Genomic DNA, 15,495 nt, shown 5'->3' with positions numbered 1-15,495 from the left:
CGTAAAGATGAAAATACCAGAACGCAAACAAAAGCATAACGCTTAAATATGGAGATCCGCGGATGAAGATACCGACGCTCACGACAGAACGCTTACTGCTAAAACCGCTGGTTGCCGAAGATGCGCCTCAGATACAAAAGCTTTATCCGCGTTGGGAGATTGTCCGCTATATGGTCTCTTCCGTGCCATGGCCCTACCCGGATAACGGCGCGGAAAACTATGTCAACAACGTGGCGCTGCCGGATATGGCAAAAGGAATAGCCTGGTTCTGGAGCATCCGTCGTCGCCTGGTGCCGGATGAGTTGATGGGTATTATCTGTTTGTATGACGTTGAAGATAACAACCGTGGATTCTGGTTGGCACCGGAGTTTCAGGGCCAGGGATACATGCGAGAGGCCAGCATTGTCGCGACGGATTTCTGGTTTAATACCCTAAACAAACCCGTGTTACGCGCCCCGAAAGCCGCCGCCAACAGCCGCTCCCGGCGTATTTCAGACAGTAGCGGCATGCGGCTTATCAGAACGGAACAAAAAGCCTACGTCAGCGGCATGCTGGATTCTGAACTGTGGGAAATCACCCGCGACGAGTGGAATGCCCGTCAGGTCAGCTGATAATGCTTATCCGGCATCAGCCTTTCCGGAATGTTCTCTTCATCGTTCATCTGCAGCAGATCGCGTTCTATCATGTTGCAGATGGCGTCCAGCGGCAGATCGTTATCTTCTGTGCCGAACGGGTCTTCCAGCTCTTCCGCCAGGGTGTCCAGCGAGATAAAGGTGTAGGAGATCAGCGCCGAGACAAACGGCGTCATGTAGTGCAGATCTACAACCAGCGCGAACGGCAGCATGATGCAGAACAGATACACCGTGCGGTGCAAAATCAGCGTATAGGCAAACGGCACCGGCGTTGTCGCAATACGCTCGCACCCCGAAAGAACGATGGACATATCGTTCAGACGGTTGTTCAGGCTGTGGAACAGGATGTCTGAAAGCTGGCTGTTTCGCCGCCGCACGGCCAGCCACTCCCCCATGATCAGTAAAATACGGTTCGCCGGCGAGTTGGCGCTCATCACGTGGCGTAAATCATCCGGGGCAAGATAGCGAGAGAGCTTTTCGGCGTTCAGGTCCCGGCGCAGGGTCATACGCAGGCAGTTGGCAAAAGCAATCTGCAGGCGGACAAATTCCCCCAGGTGCTTATCGTCAGGCAAGGTGTTTTTTACCTCGCGAAACAGCGAGCGTGCCGCTATCATCAACTGCCCCCACAGCAGGCGAGCCTCAACGTAGCGTGAATAACAGGCGTTGTTTCTGAACCCCAGAAAGATAGCGATCGCCACGCCGAGAATGCTAAATGGCGCCACGGTAAATTTGATGCCCAGCGAGGTATACCACGGCAGCATCAGGATAACGGCGATAGAAAGCAGGAAGTTGAGCAGCAGTCGGGTGTAGATTTTGGGAAGTACCGAACCGTGCCAGACAAAAATCAGTTGTAGCCAGTGCTGTTTAGGACGAACAATCATAGTGAGTTTCAGGAAGGAAAAGAGCGTGGCTATTAAACGTGATCTCCCTCACCGTTGCAAGCATGTTAACGGAACATTGTATTTTATGACCTGTTTAGCGATAACTGCACGGTGCTGCATGTGGTTTTAAAAAAACAGTAAATAGTATGTTGTAACTAAATTAAGATGTAATTAAACCCGGCCGAAGCCGGGTGACGTCATTAGCACAGGGGTTTCACCGCTGCGCGCATTCCCTTCAGGAGAATGGCGTCAAGATCCAGGGTGACCTGGTCGACAAGTCCGGAGACCCGCGTGAGATCCTGTTCCCAGTGCTCGCTCACGCTCAATACGGCCTGTACCAGCTCACGGGTGCTCAACTGCTGGTCGCGATGCTGCGCCCAGAGCTGCTGATAACGTTCCAGCCAGAATGCATCATCCTGCACCGGATAGTTTTCCCCGTTACGTTCCCCTCGATAAAACGCTATCAATGCAGCCAGCGCGAACGTTAGACGCGCGGGCAGTTGTCCGCTTGCCTTCTGCCCTGCCAGCAGCTGCGGCAGGATGCGGGTGCGGTATTTAGTCATGCCGTTGAGCGCAATGGAAAGCAGCTGGTGTCTGATGTAAGGGTTGCGAAAACGCCCTGTTACCGCGCTGGCGAAAGATTCCAGCTCGTCACGCGGCAGATCGAGGACCGGAACGATCTCCTGATAAATCGCTTTTTCGACAAACGAGCAGATCTCAGCATCATTCATCGCCTCGCCCACCGTATCCAGCCCGGCCTGGAATGCCACCGGCACCAGCGCAGTGTGCGCGCCGTTCAGGATAGCGACTTTGCGCTCTTTGTAGGGCCTGATGTCGTCGACAATCAGCACATTCAACGGGTACTTATCCAGACGGAGTTCCTGAGCAAGGGATGCCGGCCCCTGGATAACGAACAGATAGAAATGTTCAGCCGTGTCCAGGAACCCATCGTGATAGCCCAGCTCAGCCTCAAGCGTGGCCGCTTCGTCGCGCGGGTAACCGGTCACGATACGGTCGACCAGCGTCGAGCAGAAGCTGTTTGCCTCGTTAAGCCACTGGATAAAGGCTTCAGGCAGCCCCCACTCCCGGGCATAGCGCAGGACGAGTTCACGCAGCGCGTCACCGTTGTAGTCAATCAGCTCGCACGGAATAATGATCCAGCCTTTGTCCGCAGCACCGTTGAAGTGGCTATAACGCTCAAACAGCAGTCGAGTTAGCTTCGCCGGGTAGCTCACCGCAGGGGCATCGTCGAATCTGTCCCCCGCGTGGTAGCTGATACCCGCTTCGGTGGTGTTTGAGAAAACAAAACGCATATCCGGATTGTGCGCCAGTTTCAGGAACGCATCATACTGGCCGTAGACGTCTATCTCCCGGTTAACCGAGCGGATAAGACGGCTCTCACTCACCGCTTCACCCTGTCCGTTCAGGCCGCGAATGATAGTGGTATAGAGACCATCCTGAGTGTTCAGCGACGGCGGGAAGTCGCTCTGAATAGGACGAACGATAACCACACCGGCGTTAAGATCGGTATGTTCATTTAGCAGGTCAATTTGCCAGTCGACAAACGCACGCAGGAAATTGCCTTCACCAAACTGAATAATGCGTTCCGGGTGTTGAGCACCGGGAAACTCACGACGGTTGAGCGTGTTCACAAGAGGGTTCCTTTTATGATTAGTCATACAGCCTGATAAGATTGGTACGATAACTTATCAAAACTTAACGACCAGAAACCCTGTTTTGATCAATCCACGGTGTAGTTGTACAAAATAATCATAAGAACTTATAGAACACGGACGTGGCCGTCATGGCGCCGTCCGGCATCAGGGCATAGCGCGGGATCTCCCCCACCTTTTGCCAGCCGGCGCGCTGGTAGAACGTCTCGGCGCCGCTGCCGGTGGAGGTATCGAGCACCAGAACGGAAATATCTCTGGCCCGCGCCTCCGCTTCAAGCGCTTCCATCAATGCCATCGCGGCACCTTTCCGGCGCGCTTTCTCGTGAACCAGCAGCTTCGCCACATCGGCGCGATGCGGCTGGTTTTCTGGCTGGTCGACGATCAGCTGCACCGTTCCGATGACGCCGTCCTGCGGGTCGATACTGGCCAGCACGAGGCGCTCGTTGCGCCCTACGCTTTCAGCGATGCCGCGCCAGAACGAACGAGCCTTATCCAGACTAAAGGGAAGCATAAAGCTGACGGATGCCCCGCCGCTCACACAGTTTTCGAGGATCCCGGCCAGCGCATCAAGATGGGTGAGAATGTCGTCTCGGGTGAGGTTTTTGATTTGCAGTGAGGTATTCATTGTTTTTCCTTACGTTGAATACCGTCACTGTGCATTTAACATCTTCTTAACGCAAACGGATCGGACATACGCTTTTGTTATGTTACCGGGCGCGCTGGCGCTGCTGTTTCATGGCATACATCTTTTCATCGGCATCTTTTAACCACTGCTGCAGGTCGTTGCCGTTATGATCGAATTCACTGAGCCCCCACGAGAAATGGAGCGACCAGGGATGTAGCTTGCGGGCGTTATAGTTTTCTACCTGCTCGGCAAGATACTGCATGGCAATCCATGCGCCCTGCTCATCCGTATCCGCGAACAGCACGGCGAACTCGTCCCCGCCAAAACGAACCAGCAGATCCGCCTCACGGAAAGAGGCGCGCATCAGCTGCGCCATCGCTTTCAGCGCCTTATCCCCCTCTTCATGCCCGAAGCGATCGTTAATTTCCTTAAAGCGATCCAAATCCAGCCAGCCGAGCGTGAGCGGCTCAGCGCGACGCCGGGCAACGGAAAGCGTGAACCGCACGAGCTGATTAAAGCCCCGGCGGTTGAATAACCCGGTTAACTCATCCGTGGTCGCCGCGCTGATGGCAGCAAACTCATCCTCTGCCAGCGCGCCAAGGTCACCCAGCACGGCGAGGTCGGCGGCAGAAAACTCGCGGGGAGCGTAATCAATCAGGCACAGCGAGCCAACGCTTGCGCCGTCGCGCAGGCGCAGCGGGAAGCCCGCGTAAAACCGCACGCGAGGCTCACCGGCCACCAGCGGGTTATCCGCAAAGCGATCGTCCTGAAGCATATCCCCCACCACCAGCGGCGCTTCGGTGAGGATCGTATGCCCGCAAAATGAGATATTACGCGGAACGCTTCCGGGTGCGTGACCGTCGGCCGACTTAACGATCAGCGAATGCTCATCAATGAGATTGACCATCGCCAGCGGCACCTGGAAGAAGCGTTTTGCCAGACGCGTTAAGCGGTCAAACGCCGGGGAGCTGTCGATCTCTAGCAGACCTGATTCTCGTAGCGAGTTGAGTCTGTCTGTTTCATTTTCAGGGGTTGCAGGTGCTTTCATAATGTCTCCTGACGTAAAGCGTTACTAAAAGCGTAGCTTAAACAGAGACATTGTCAGTGTTCTGACGTCCTGTTAAGCCGCTTACTATTCACGTCAATGCCTTATGACGATTAACGCAGCTATGTTTCACTCCCGGAGGGCGCGGCAATCTGCTCGTCCGCCACCCGGGCGCTGGTACGGTTTCGACCCGCTTTTTTGGAACGATAGAGATGATCGTCCGCTTCGGCCATGAGCTTGTTGAAGACCTCGGTCAGCTGCCAGGACTCAGCCTTTCCGCTGCCGAGGCCAATGCTGACCGTCAGATAGAGCGTCTGGTGACGCCATGTAAAAGGATGGCTGGCAACGGTGGATCGGATACGTTCAGCCAGTTCAAAACCATGCCGCGCGTCGCCTGAATTGACCACCACGGCGAACTCTTCCCCGCCCATACGCGCCACCATGCCGTCTTCGCCGACGACCTGCTGCACCTGTCGGGCAAACGACGCCAGCACGCGATCTCCGCACTCGTGGCCGTAGTTATCATTAATGCTCTTGAAATAATCAATATCCAGCAGCATGACGGTCAGAAAACGCGTATGCCGGTACGTCTCTTCATGCTTTAACGCCTCATAAAGCCCGGAACGCGAGTAGACGTGCGTTAAGAAGTCATAATCCGCCCTCAGTGAAACCTGGCGGATCAGGGAATTAATCGCCGCCATGCTGACGGAAACCATCACCGGACAGATCGCCATCGTGGCGATCCCCAGCCGGGCTGAAAACATCATTGGCGTCGTAAACGGCGTCGCCACGGCAATATTAATAATCGAGTTGGCGACCAGAATAATTTCAGTGGCGCCCGTGATAAACGTCAGCAGACAGGTCGCAGGCAACGAGTAACGAACCGCACACCAGATAAGCGCAGGCAGAGGAAACGAGAGGCTCCCCGCGCCGCCAATCACCACCGATGCGACCACCGAGACGATCAGCGCAATCACCGGCAGCAGCTGCTCCAGACGTAGCCTGAGCTCACGCCCGGGCATGCGTAACGTGAGCATACAGGGCACAACAAGCACGCCGGTTGAGAACTGCTCGCTAAACCAGTCGGCAAACAGCGGCCAGAAGGTATGACTGTCAATCCCGACCGACCCTACCGCGCCGAGCAAGGCGCAAAGCAGCGCGGCAATCAGACAGTAGTTAAACAGTCGTAGCGCGTTAAGCGGATCGGGGGTTTTCTTCATCAGCCGCTTGTCGCGCTGAACCAGCACGGCGACGACGACGATAAAGATCATGTTTGACAGGTTGATCACCACGGAGGCCATACCCCAGTTGGTCGTTACCGCGTCGTACAACAGCATCGCGGCATAACATACCGCATAGTAATGCAGGCGATTCAGGTAAACATAGCGGGCAAAGATCCCTGCCATGACGCCATTCAGCGGCCAGAACAGCGACAGGGCCTCAACGAGCCGTAATTCCGCGCCCACAAAATAGAATAAGGTTGTAACGATGAAGATCGTCGCTGCATTTCGCAGCGGCGTGTCAACCTGGAACGGCCTGAAAGCGGTAAGAGCAGAACGCATTAAATATCATTCCATATGAAAGCTTATGGCAATTATTGCGGTCGTCAGCATGATCGGGACTAACTTGGGATGCATCTATAACACAAATACCACGGGAGTATAACTCGTCAAATTTAGGCGTTCATCTGCAGCACCAGCCAGTGATGGATGACGCTGACGATATAATTTTGTTGCTGCGCCGTGAGCGTTACGCCCTGTGGAATGTTATGCCATTTTGCCAGACAGCCCCGACAACAGGTAGCGGTGGCATGCTGGGCGATAAACACCGGGTGACCGCGCATGGGCGTCTGTTTACCGTCGTTTGCGGGGTGCGCGGGCGCAAGGCGCTTTTCGACAAAATCCGCGGCGTGCCGATCAATGGTTTCGGGGCCTTTGTCCCAGCAGTACTGTCGTTCCTTATCGCCTAAGCGAAAGCGCGAGCGAAATGTCGATCGCGCCAGGCGGGAAAAGAGAGGATCCAGATCGGACATCAGTATACGGAACGTCCCAGACGCTGGGTCAGTTTCTCCAGAACCGCCACGCCGGCAAGCGAATTTCCCGTTTCATCCAGTTCCGGGCTCCAGACGGCTATCGCCATTTCATGCGGCACAATCGCCACGACCCCGCCGCCAACGCCCGATTTAGCCGGAAGCCCAACGCGCCAGGCAAACTCACCGGCGTTTTGATACATCCCGCTGGTGGCCATCAGCGCGTTAACCTGCCGGGCCTGAAGCGGAGAAACAACCTCCTGATCGAGATGCGGCGCGTGCCCCTGGTGCGCAAGGAACAGGAACGTCTGGGCCAGCTCAACGCAGCTCATTTTCAGGGCGCAGTAATGGAAGTAGTTTTGCAGCACGGTCGCCACGTCGTTGTGGAAATTACCGAAGGACTTCATCAGCCACGCGATAGCCGCGTTACGGGCGGAGTGTTCGAACTCGGAGCGTGCCACCACCGCATCATAGGCAATATCGTCAACGCCAGAGAGCTGGCGAACAATCTCCAGCATTCGCTGACGCGGTGCGCTGAGGCGGCTTTGCAGCATATCGCAGACCACCAGCGCCCCGGCATTGATAAAGGGATTTCGCGGTTTACCCTGTTCAATCTCGAGCTGAAGCAGCGAGTTAAAAGGCTGGCCGGAAGGATCTTTACCGACACGCTGCCAGATCTCTTCTTCTTCATACTGGCGCATCGCCGCAACCAGACTCAGCACTTTCGAAATGGACTGAATGGAAAAACGCTCAGTCGCATCGCCTGCCTGGTATCGCTGTCCGTCAATGGTACAGATAGCAATCCCCAGCTTATTCCCGCTCACCGAGGCAAGGGCCGGAATATAGTCGGCAACCTTCCCCTTTCCAATTAACGGACGAACCTGCGCCAGAATCTCGTCCAACATCTCATTATGGATGACCGCAGCCACACTTTGCTCCTTGCCCTCAGGCTAAAACGGGCTGCGAGTATAACAGAGGCTTATGTATTGCGTCAGGCGCTAAGACGAAAACGCGAAACGGCCTGCAATAAAAGATCGGATTGCTTTTGCAGCCGCTCAGAGGCATCCGAGGCGTCAGAGACCAGCAGGTCCGTCTGACGGGAGACCTGATTCAGCGCCTGAAGCTGGCGCGTCATCTGGTGAATACTGTCTCCCTGGCTGAGCGTGGCGGTTGAGATCTCATTAAGCAAACTGCTTAAATTCCCCACCAGGCCGGTGACCTGCTGCAGATTTTCTTCCATCAGGTTAACGGCGCGCGAACCGTCTTCAATGCCCAGCAGCGAGCGGTTGATAAGCTCCTGAATGGTCTGCGTCGAGTGGCTGCTTTTTCTGGCCAAAAGCCCGACTTCCCGCGCGACGACGGCAAAGCCGCGCCCCTGGTTTCCGGCATGGGCCGCCTCGATGGCCGCATTCAGCGCCAGAATGTTGGTCTGAAACGCCACGCTGTCGATCATCGCCACGATCCCGCGCATCTCAGAAGATCGGTCGACGATCGCCTGCATAGACGCATTCACGGTAGACATCATTCGGTCGCCGCCCACGGCGGCCTGCCGCGCTTCATCGGCCCGCGAGCTGGCGAGCCTGGCATAGCCGGTATTTCCTTCCACATGGCTTTCCAGCGCCGCGATATGTGCCGTCACATCCTCAAGCTCTTTCGCCTGGCGCGCTGACTGCTGATACAGCTTCTGGTTACCCTGCGCAAGGGAGTCAATGTTCTCCACCATCGTTGCGGTGGCATGGCTGACCTGCGTCACCAGCTGCTGCAGACCGTTCTGCATCGTCGCAATGCTGTCGCTAAGCTGACCTATCTCCCGGTTAAAGCGCATGACGTTCGGCGGCGTGCCGGAGAGATCCCCTGCCGCCAGCCGGTTAATATGCGCTATCAACCGACGCAGCGGCGTAATCACCCATCTGGACATGCCGAACCAGACGACAGCCGCGATGGCAAGCAACAGCACCGGCGCAAACAGGAACAACGTTTGCAGGCCGGAGAGCTGCGCCATTAAGCTCTGACGCCCCTGCATGGCCTGCTTCTCGCTTGCCTGCTGATAGCGCGCATAGTTGTCGTTAAAATCAGACTGAAACGCCTGAGCCGGTACGGCAAAAAACGCGTCGATCGTGTTGGTCTTAATCAAACCTTCAGCCTGCTCGTTGATCGCGCCGTAAAAAAGCTGATAGCTGTTCACCAGGGCGTCGTCTTTCGGCGGATTCAGCGCCAGCCAGGCCTTCCACGCCTGCTGAGAAACCGCCAGCGCCTTTTGCGCATCGTCCATAAGGCTGTGCCAGCTCCCTTCGGAGCCGGTCTCTTTATCCTGCATAAACCAGACGCCGGACCGGTTAAGCAGGTCGCTTGCCGCCAGCAGGGAAACACGGGCCAGATCCAGCTTGCTCTGCTGCTGCCAGGCGAGAAGGTTTTGCTGCTCGTTGCGCTGGGCGTCGTTCAGGGAAGCGTTAAGCAGGAATGAGGAGGAGAGCTGCAGCGCGGAGAAAAGGCCGATAATGCAAAAGATACCCGTCAGCAGGCCAAAGTGACGAGGGGTGAGACGCTGCGCAATACGGCGAAAAATTTGCGTTATGTTCATAATTATCTTCATTAACAATGCGTTAGACGCGTGCGAGTCTACGAAATGAAAATGACAGAACCATTGCAGATAAATGACAACGGCCCTCGTGATGAGGGCCGAAATCGCAGGCGGGCGATAAATTATACGCGATCCTTCCAGACGGTTTGAACGTTGCAGAACTCGTGCAGCCCAAAGTGGGAAAGCTCGCGACCAAAGCCGCTTTTCTTCACGCCGCCGAAGGCCACGCGCGCGTCGCTGGCGCTAAAGCCGTTGATAAACACCCCGCCGCACTCCAGTTCGCGGGAGAATTTATCCGCCAGCGCTGCGTCAGCGGTGAAGACGGTGGCGGACAGACCAAAGTCGCTGTCGTTGGCAAGCGTCAGGGCGTGCTCCGCGTCTTTTGCTACCGTAACGGCCGCGACCGGACCAAACAGTTCCTGGCGAAACGCCGTCATCGACGGGGTGACGTTCGTCAGCACGGTTGGCGCGTAGTAATTGCCCTCTCCGCTGATTTTCTCTCCGCCCAGCAGCAGCGTTGCCCCTTCGGCCAGGGTGGCCTGCACCTGCTGATGCAGCTCATCGCGCAGGTCAAAACGCGCCATCGGGCCCAGGTAGTTCTCTTCTTCTTCCGGCGCGCCCATCTTTAACGCGGCGACGGCGTCGACGAAGCGGCGGGTAAAGGTGTCTGCAATCCCCGCTTCCACAATGAAGCGTTTGGCCGCCGCGCACACCTGTCCGGTATTCTGATAGCGACCCGCCACCGCCGCCTTCACGGCTAGATCCAGATCGGCATCGTTGAGAACGATAAACGGGTCGGAGCCGCCCAGCTCAAGAACGCATTTTTTCAGCGCGGCTCCCGCCTGCGCGCCAATGGCCGCACCGGCACGCACGCTGCCGGTGACGGTCACGGCCGCAATACGGCGATCGTTAATCGCCTGGCTTACGCCGTCATTGGTGGCGTTCACCCAGCCGAATACGCCTTCAGGGAAACCGGCATCCGCAAAGATCTGCCCAATAAGATCCGCAGAGCCGAGCACGTTTGGCGCATGTTTCAGCAGATAGCTGTTACCTGCCAGCAGGATCGGCACCGCGCCGCGCAGCACCTGCCAGAGCGGGAAGTTCCAGGGCATTACCGCGAGAATCGGCCCCAGCGGACGGTATTCAATAACAGCGTTGTGGTTTTCCACCAGCGTGGGTTCCGCACGCAGCATCGCCGGGCCATGCTCGGCATACCAGTCGCAAAGACCGGCGGATTTTGCCACTTCCGCCCGCGCCTGCAGGATGGGTTTCCCCATTTCACGGGAGATGGTCTGCGCCATCTCTTCTGCGCGGTTTCGCAGCGCTGCGCCGAGATCCCGCAGCTTCTGCGCCCGATGGGACACGCTTTCGCGTCGCCACAGGCGATATCCCGCGTCAGACTGAGAAATCGCGCGTTCAACCTCTTCCGGCGTCGCCCAGGCGAAGGCACCGAGGGTTTCCCCCGTTGCCGGGTTAACAGAGAGGGCATGTGTAGCAGATGAATATTTCATGATGTTCTCCACGCATTTCGGTTGATTCATTGTGGCTCACTCTGCTATTTCTTAAAAATGAATAATACTAACCACCTTATTCACGAAACGAGAATGCTATGGACTTAACCCAGCTTGAAATGTTTAACGCCGTCGCGCTGACGGGCAGCATCACCCAGGCGGCGCAGAAGGTGCATCGCGTGCCGTCCAACCTGACGACCCGCATCCGCCAGCTGGAAGCCGATCTTGGCGTTGAGCTGTTTATTCGTGAGAACCAGCGTTTGCGCTTATCCCCCGCCGGGCATAACTTCCTGCGCTACAGCAGGCAGATCCTCGCGCTGGTGGATGAAGCGCGCATGGTCGTCGCGGGTGATGAGCCGCAGGGGTTATTTGCCCTCGGCGCGCTGGAAAGCACCGCCGCGGTGCGCATTCCCGAAACGCTGGCGCAGTTTAACCAGCGCTATCCGCGCATCCAGTTTGCCCTTTCTACCGGGCCATCCGGGACGATGATTGATGGCGTGCAGGAGGGAACGCTAAGCGCCGCCTTTGTCGACGGACCGCTGTCGCACCCGGAGCTGGAGGGCATGCCGGTCTACAGGGAAGAGATGATGCTGGTCACGCCTGCCGGGCATGCGGAGGTGACGCGCGCCACACAGGTCAGCGGCAGCGACGTTTACGCTTTTCGAGCGAACTGCTCGTACCGTCGACATCTGGAAAGCTGGTTTCATGCGGACAGAGCCACGCCCGGCCGCATTCATGAGATGGAGTCCTATCACGGCATGCTCGCCTGCGTCATTGCGGGCGCGGGTATCGCGCTGATGCCGCGCTCAATGCTGGAGAGTATGCCGGGACATCATCAGATTGAAGCCTGGCCGCTGGCGGAAAACTGGCGCTGGCTCACTACCTGGCTGGTGTGGCGGCGCGGAGCGATGACCCGCCAGCTGGAAGCCTTTATAGCGCTGCTAAACGAACGTCTTCAACCAGCGCCTTCTCCATAAACAGGCTGAGCGGATCGTCAGCGTACGGGGCAAACGCCGGACGCAAATCGTACCCGCACTGCTCGTACAGACGAACCGCGGCGCGCTGTTTGATGCCCGTCTCCAGTCGCACCGTGTGGCAGTGTCGGCTCAGGGCTTCATCTTCCAGGGCGGCCAGCAGCGTTTCACCCAGATGCTGCCCGCGATGGGCCGGATCGATATAAACCCGCTTCATCTCCCCCGTTCCGTCGCCGTTGAGCACGATAGCTCCGCAGCCTACGGCATGCAGCTGCTGGTCACGAATGACCATCAGGATCAGCGAAGCTTCCGGCAGCGCGGACAGATCGAGAAGATGATTGCTTTCGGCGGGATAGAGCTCGCTCTGGTAGCGGTCAAGCGCCGCGATCAGCGTGAGAATGTCCGGATGACGTGCAGATTCAGAGGTAATGGAATACATGGCAGGCTCCTTGCTGTTTTTTTTATATCAACATAGCTCAGGCCTGCCGGGGTGGTTCATAGTATTAACTTATAGCGCGTCTCTCAGCTAGCGCAGGAAGATTCGCCCTTTCAGATACAGGGTCGCCTGGCCGCCAATCAGCACGCGGTCGCCTTTCAGCTCGCAGCGCAGATCCCCGCCACGGTATGACACCTGGCGAGCATGGAGTGACGTTTTGCCCAGCTTTTCGCTCCAGTAAGGGATCAGCATGCTGTGGGCGGATCCGGTGACCGGATCTTCCGGCACCCCTTCGCCCGGACAGAAGAAGCGGCTGACGAAGTCATATTCTTCTCCCGGCGCCGTCACGCAGACCATTTTATCCAGCGGAAGCATGGCCCCAATATCCGGCGTTAACGCTTCAACCTGCTGCTGACTCTCCAGCACCACCATGTAATCGCGTCCGACGCGCACCTCTTTCGCCTCCGTGATGCCCAGCGCGCTAAACAGCACTTCAGGTGGGTTCTCGACAACCTCCGTCGACCACGCGGGGAAGTTCAGCGTCAGCCAGTCGCCGCTGCGTTTGACGGTCAGCTCGCCCACGAAGCGCGTGGTGAAGGTGATTTCGGTATGCGGGTAATCAAGGTATTCGAAAATGACGTGCGATGCGGCAAGCGTGGCGTGACCGCAGAGGTTAATTTCATCCAGCGTGGTAAACCAGCGCAGCTCAAACCCGCCGTCGGTGCGCACGAAAAAGGCGGTCTCAGACTGGTTATGCTGCTGCGCCATTTTGAGCAGCGTTTCGTCCGGCAGCCACTCTTCCAGAGGACATACCGCCGCGGCGTTGCCGCCAAAAGTTTTATCGCTGAAGGCATCCACCAGATAAAAATCAATTTCCTGCATTGTCTCTTCCTCTCTTGTTATGGGTTTTTAGCGCAGAAAAACTGTGCCTTTCAGATAAAGCGTGGCCTGCCCGCTCATCAGCACGCGTGAACCTTTCAGCTCACAGCGTACATCGCCGCCGCGCGCTGAAACCTGACGGGCAAACATCGTGGTTTTGCCCAGCTTTTCGCTCCAGTAAGGGATCAGCATGGTGTGCGCGGAGCCGGTGACCGGGTCTTCCGGGACGGAAACGCCCGGTGAGAAAAAGCGGCTGACAAAATCATATTCCCCCTCCCCGCGCGCCGTAACGCTCACCTTATGCTCGCCTGGCGTCATCGCCGAGAAGCGCGGCGCAAGCGCTTCAACCTGCTGGCGATTCTCCAGAACGATCAGCCAGGCGCGCCCTTTACGGGCTTCAACGTAGCGACTGATACCCAGCGCCGAGAGCATCTCCGGCGGGGGTGTCTCCTGATGGGTTGGACATGCCGGGAAGTCCAGCGTCATCCACTCCCCCTCCCGGCTGACCGTCAGGCGGCCAGAGGCGGTTTCAAAGTGGATCCGCGAATCCGGGTAATCCAGCTCGGTAAACAGCACGTGCGCGGCCGCCAGCGTAGCGTGGCCGCAGAGATTGACTTCGGTAAGCGTGGTAAACCAGCGTAGCTCAATGCCCCCTTTACTGCAGACGAAAAAAGCCGTCTCCGACTGATTATGCTGCTGCGCCATTTTCAGTAAGGTCTCATCGGGTAACCATTCCTTGAGCGGGCAAACGGCGGCCGGATTGCCGCCAAATGAGGTATCGCTGAACGCATCTACCAGATAAAAATCAATCTCCTGCATTGTCTTACCGCCTGTTTTTATTGTGTTGTTCTTTTATATTCAATGAAAACGACGTTCCCGGCTACCGCTTTCATAAGGTAAATATTGAGATCTGCGTCACATAATGGTTGAGTTTTCGCCGTTCAACGTTTTAAGATCGTCTCCTCTTCTTTTCAGCAACGAATCTCCGACATCCCTATGACAACGAACACAGTTTCCCGCAGGGTTGCGTGGCTACGCGTGGTCACGCTGGCCATTGCCGCGTTTATTTTTAATACCACAGAATTTGTTCCGGTTGGGCTGTTGTCTGACATCGCTGAAAGTTTCCAGATGGAAACGGCGCAGGTGGGCATTATGTTGACCATCTACGCCTGGGTAGTGGCGCTGATGTCCTTGCCGTTTATGCTTTTGACCAGCCAGATGGAGCGGCGCAGGCTGCTGATCGGTCTGTTTGTGCTGTTCATCGCCAGCCATGTCCTGTCGTTTATGGCGTGGAATTTTACGGTGCTGGTCATTAGCCGCATCGGCATTGCCTTTGCCCATGCGGTGTTCTGGTCGATCACCGCGTCGCTGGCTATTCGTCTCGCTCCGGCAGGGAAACGCGCCCAGGCGCTGAGCCTGATTGCCACCGGTACCGCACTGGCGATGGTGCTGGGTCTGCCGATTGGCCGCATCGTAGGGCAATACTTCGGCTGGCGTACGACGTTCTTCGCCATTGGTATGGGCGCGCTGGTTACGCTGGTATGCCTGATTAAGCTGCTGCCCGCGCTGCCGAGCGAGCATTCCGGCTCGCTGAAAAGCCTGCCGCTGCTGATGCGTCGCCCGGCGCTGCTGGGTATCTACCTGCTTACCGTCATTGTGGTGACGGCCCATTACACGGCGTACAGCTACATTGAACCCTTTGTGCAGGTGGTGGCGGGCTTTAGCGCCAACTTTGCCACCGTCCTGCTGTTGATCCTCGGCGGAGCGGGCATTATTGGCAGCGTGCTGTTCGGTAAGCTGGGTAACCGGCATGCGTCGACGCTGGTGAGCTGCGCTATCGGTCTGCTGCTGGCCTGCCTGCTGCTGCTGATGCCTGCCGCAGGCAGTGAAAGCCATCTGGCGATCCTCAGCCTGTTCTGGGGCGTGGCGATCATGATTATTGGTCTGGGCATGCAGGTGAAAGTCCTGGCCCTGGCGCCGGATGCAACTGACGTCGCCATGTCGCTGTTCTCAGGGATTTTCAATCTGGGGATTGGCGCGGGCGCGCTGGTGGGAAATCAGGTAATACTGCACGTATCAATGTCGGCGATTGGCTATCTTGGCGCCATTCCGGCTCTGGTGGCGCTGGTCTGGTCAGTGCTCATCTTCCGTAAATGGCCGGTGGCGCTGGAGGAACAGGGTCAGCACGGGTGAGCCTTCTTGCCGGGTGGCGGCTTCGCCTTACCCGGC

At 57.0% G+C, this 15,495-nt stretch carries 15 protein-coding genes; 3 read left to right on the top strand and 12 right to left on the bottom strand.

What is annotated here, in order from left to right:
• Positions 1-62 precede the first annotated feature (62 nt).
• A complete protein-coding gene (locus ACMGGX_RS21140; RefSeq protein ID WP_420298930.1) occupies positions 63-611 on the top strand; it encodes a GNAT family N-acetyltransferase in 549 nt (182 codons plus the stop codon).
• On the opposite strand, the gene ACMGGX_RS21135 is transcribed toward ACMGGX_RS21140, so the two are convergent.
• From ACMGGX_RS21135 to sad, 9 genes are all read right to left on the bottom strand, one after another.
• Positions 599-1,513 (bottom strand): bestrophin family protein, encoded by a 915-nt coding sequence (locus tag ACMGGX_RS21135; protein WP_420298929.1) that lies wholly within the window; start codon positions 1,511-1,513, stop codon positions 599-601. The two genes, ACMGGX_RS21140 and ACMGGX_RS21135, sit on opposite strands and share 13 nt — an antisense overlap.
• A 200-nt stretch (positions 1,514-1,713) precedes the next feature.
• Entirely contained in the window at positions 1,714-3,165 is a 1,452-nt protein-coding gene (locus tag ACMGGX_RS21130; protein WP_420298928.1) for a tagaturonate reductase, read from the bottom strand.
• Between the two features lie 118 nt (positions 3,166-3,283).
• On the bottom strand, positions 3,284-3,811 hold the full coding sequence (locus ACMGGX_RS21125; protein WP_063439375.1) for a GNAT family N-acetyltransferase: 528 nt from the start codon (positions 3,809-3,811) through the stop codon (positions 3,284-3,286).
• Between the two features lie 82 nt (positions 3,812-3,893).
• Positions 3,894-4,859, bottom strand: coding sequence for a sensor domain-containing diguanylate cyclase (locus ACMGGX_RS21120; protein WP_325759902.1), 966 nt, complete (start codon positions 4,857-4,859; stop codon positions 3,894-3,896).
• Between the two features lie 119 nt (positions 4,860-4,978).
• Positions 4,979-6,418, bottom strand: a complete 1,440-nt coding sequence (locus ACMGGX_RS21115; RefSeq protein ID WP_420298927.1) for a diguanylate cyclase — start codon at positions 6,416-6,418, stop codon at positions 4,979-4,981.
• Positions 6,419-6,531: 113 nt separating this feature from the next.
• Positions 6,532-6,888 carry a DUF4186 domain-containing protein gene (locus ACMGGX_RS21110; protein ID WP_045354969.1) on the bottom strand — a complete coding sequence of 119 codons (357 nt, stop codon included), beginning with the start codon at positions 6,886-6,888 and terminating at the stop codon, positions 6,532-6,534.
• The gene (glsB, locus tag ACMGGX_RS21105; protein WP_023311792.1) at positions 6,888-7,814 is read right to left on the bottom strand and encodes a glutaminase B; all 927 of its coding nucleotides are present in this window, start codon (positions 7,812-7,814) and stop codon (positions 6,888-6,890) included. Before glsB ends, ACMGGX_RS21110 begins: the two co-directional genes overlap by 1 nt.
• A gap of 62 nt (positions 7,815-7,876) precedes the next feature.
• Entirely contained in the window at positions 7,877-9,466 is a 1,590-nt protein-coding gene (locus tag ACMGGX_RS21100) for a methyl-accepting chemotaxis protein (RefSeq protein ID WP_420298926.1), read from the bottom strand.
• A 122-nt stretch (positions 9,467-9,588) separates the two neighbouring features.
• Complete coding sequence (gene sad, locus ACMGGX_RS21095; protein ID WP_420298925.1) at positions 9,589-10,977, bottom strand: succinate-semialdehyde dehydrogenase; 1,389 nt, start codon at positions 10,975-10,977, stop codon at positions 9,589-9,591.
• Positions 10,978-11,075: 98 nt separating this feature from the next.
• Here sad and ptrR point away from each other — a divergent pair, with 98 nt between their 5' ends.
• Complete coding sequence (ptrR, locus tag ACMGGX_RS21090; protein WP_168979450.1) at positions 11,076-11,954, top strand: putrescine utilization regulator PtrR; 879 nt, start codon at positions 11,076-11,078, stop codon at positions 11,952-11,954.
• On the opposite strand, the gene ACMGGX_RS21085 is transcribed toward ptrR, so the two are convergent.
• From ACMGGX_RS21085 to ACMGGX_RS21075, 3 genes are all read right to left on the bottom strand, one after another.
• Positions 11,908-12,390 carry a GNAT family N-acetyltransferase gene (locus tag ACMGGX_RS21085; RefSeq protein WP_047653295.1) on the bottom strand — a complete coding sequence of 161 codons (483 nt, stop codon included), beginning with the start codon at positions 12,388-12,390 and terminating at the stop codon, positions 11,908-11,910. The two genes, ptrR and ACMGGX_RS21085, sit on opposite strands and share 47 nt — an antisense overlap.
• 87 nt (positions 12,391-12,477) lie before the next feature.
• Positions 12,478-13,269, bottom strand: a complete 792-nt coding sequence (locus ACMGGX_RS21080) for a PhzF family phenazine biosynthesis protein (protein WP_420298924.1) — start codon at positions 13,267-13,269, stop codon at positions 12,478-12,480.
• 27 nt (positions 13,270-13,296) lie between these two features.
• Positions 13,297-14,085 carry a PhzF family phenazine biosynthesis protein gene (locus tag ACMGGX_RS21075; RefSeq protein ID WP_420298923.1) on the bottom strand — a complete coding sequence of 263 codons (789 nt, stop codon included), beginning with the start codon at positions 14,083-14,085 and terminating at the stop codon, positions 13,297-13,299.
• A gap of 177 nt (positions 14,086-14,262) precedes the next feature.
• Here ACMGGX_RS21075 and ACMGGX_RS21070 point away from each other — a divergent pair, with 177 nt between their 5' ends.
• Entirely contained in the window at positions 14,263-15,459 is a 1,197-nt protein-coding gene (locus ACMGGX_RS21070) for a sugar transporter (protein ID WP_033145533.1), read from the top strand.
• The last annotated feature ends 36 nt before the right edge of the window (positions 15,460-15,495 follow it).

It is taken from the genome of Enterobacter sp. BNK-29 (assembly GCF_048684785.1).
GTDB classification, from domain to species: domain Bacteria; phylum Pseudomonadota; class Gammaproteobacteria; order Enterobacterales; family Enterobacteriaceae; genus Enterobacter; species Enterobacter cloacae_M.
This window is presented reverse-complemented; position numbering and strand designations above follow the sequence as displayed.

Excerpts from the sequence above, each read along its gene's own strand:
- ACMGGX_RS21075 (WP_420298923.1), bottom strand. The coding sequence starts at position 14,085 with ATGCAGGAGATTGATTTTTATCTGGTAGATGCGTTCAGCGATACCTCA.
- ACMGGX_RS21115 (WP_420298927.1), bottom strand. The coding sequence starts at position 6,418 with ATGCGTTCTGCTCTTACCGCTTTCAGGCCGTTCCAGGTTGACACGCCG.
- ACMGGX_RS21120 (WP_325759902.1), bottom strand. The coding sequence starts at position 4,859 with ATGAAAGCACCTGCAACCCCTGAAAATGAAACAGACAGACTCAACTCG.
- ACMGGX_RS21135 (WP_420298929.1), bottom strand. The coding sequence starts at position 1,513 with ATGATTGTTCGTCCTAAACAGCACTGGCTACAACTGATTTTTGTCTGG.
- ACMGGX_RS21070 (WP_033145533.1), top strand. The coding sequence starts at position 14,263 with ATGACAACGAACACAGTTTCCCGCAGGGTTGCGTGGCTACGCGTGGTC.
- ACMGGX_RS21085 (WP_047653295.1), bottom strand. The coding sequence starts at position 12,390 with ATGTATTCCATTACCTCTGAATCTGCACGTCATCCGGACATTCTCACG.
- sad (WP_420298925.1), bottom strand. The coding sequence starts at position 10,977 with ATGAAATATTCATCTGCTACACATGCCCTCTCTGTTAACCCGGCAACG.
- ACMGGX_RS21110 (WP_045354969.1), bottom strand. The coding sequence starts at position 6,888 with ATGTCCGATCTGGATCCTCTCTTTTCCCGCCTGGCGCGATCGACATTT.
- ACMGGX_RS21080 (WP_420298924.1), bottom strand. The coding sequence starts at position 13,269 with ATGCAGGAAATTGATTTTTATCTGGTGGATGCCTTCAGCGATAAAACT.
- ACMGGX_RS21100 (WP_420298926.1), bottom strand. The coding sequence starts at position 9,466 with ATGAACATAACGCAAATTTTTCGCCGTATTGCGCAGCGTCTCACCCCT.
- ACMGGX_RS21140 (WP_420298930.1), top strand. The coding sequence starts at position 63 with ATGAAGATACCGACGCTCACGACAGAACGCTTACTGCTAAAACCGCTG.
- ACMGGX_RS21125 (WP_063439375.1), bottom strand. The coding sequence starts at position 3,811 with ATGAATACCTCACTGCAAATCAAAAACCTCACCCGAGACGACATTCTC.
- ptrR (WP_168979450.1), top strand. The coding sequence starts at position 11,076 with ATGGACTTAACCCAGCTTGAAATGTTTAACGCCGTCGCGCTGACGGGC.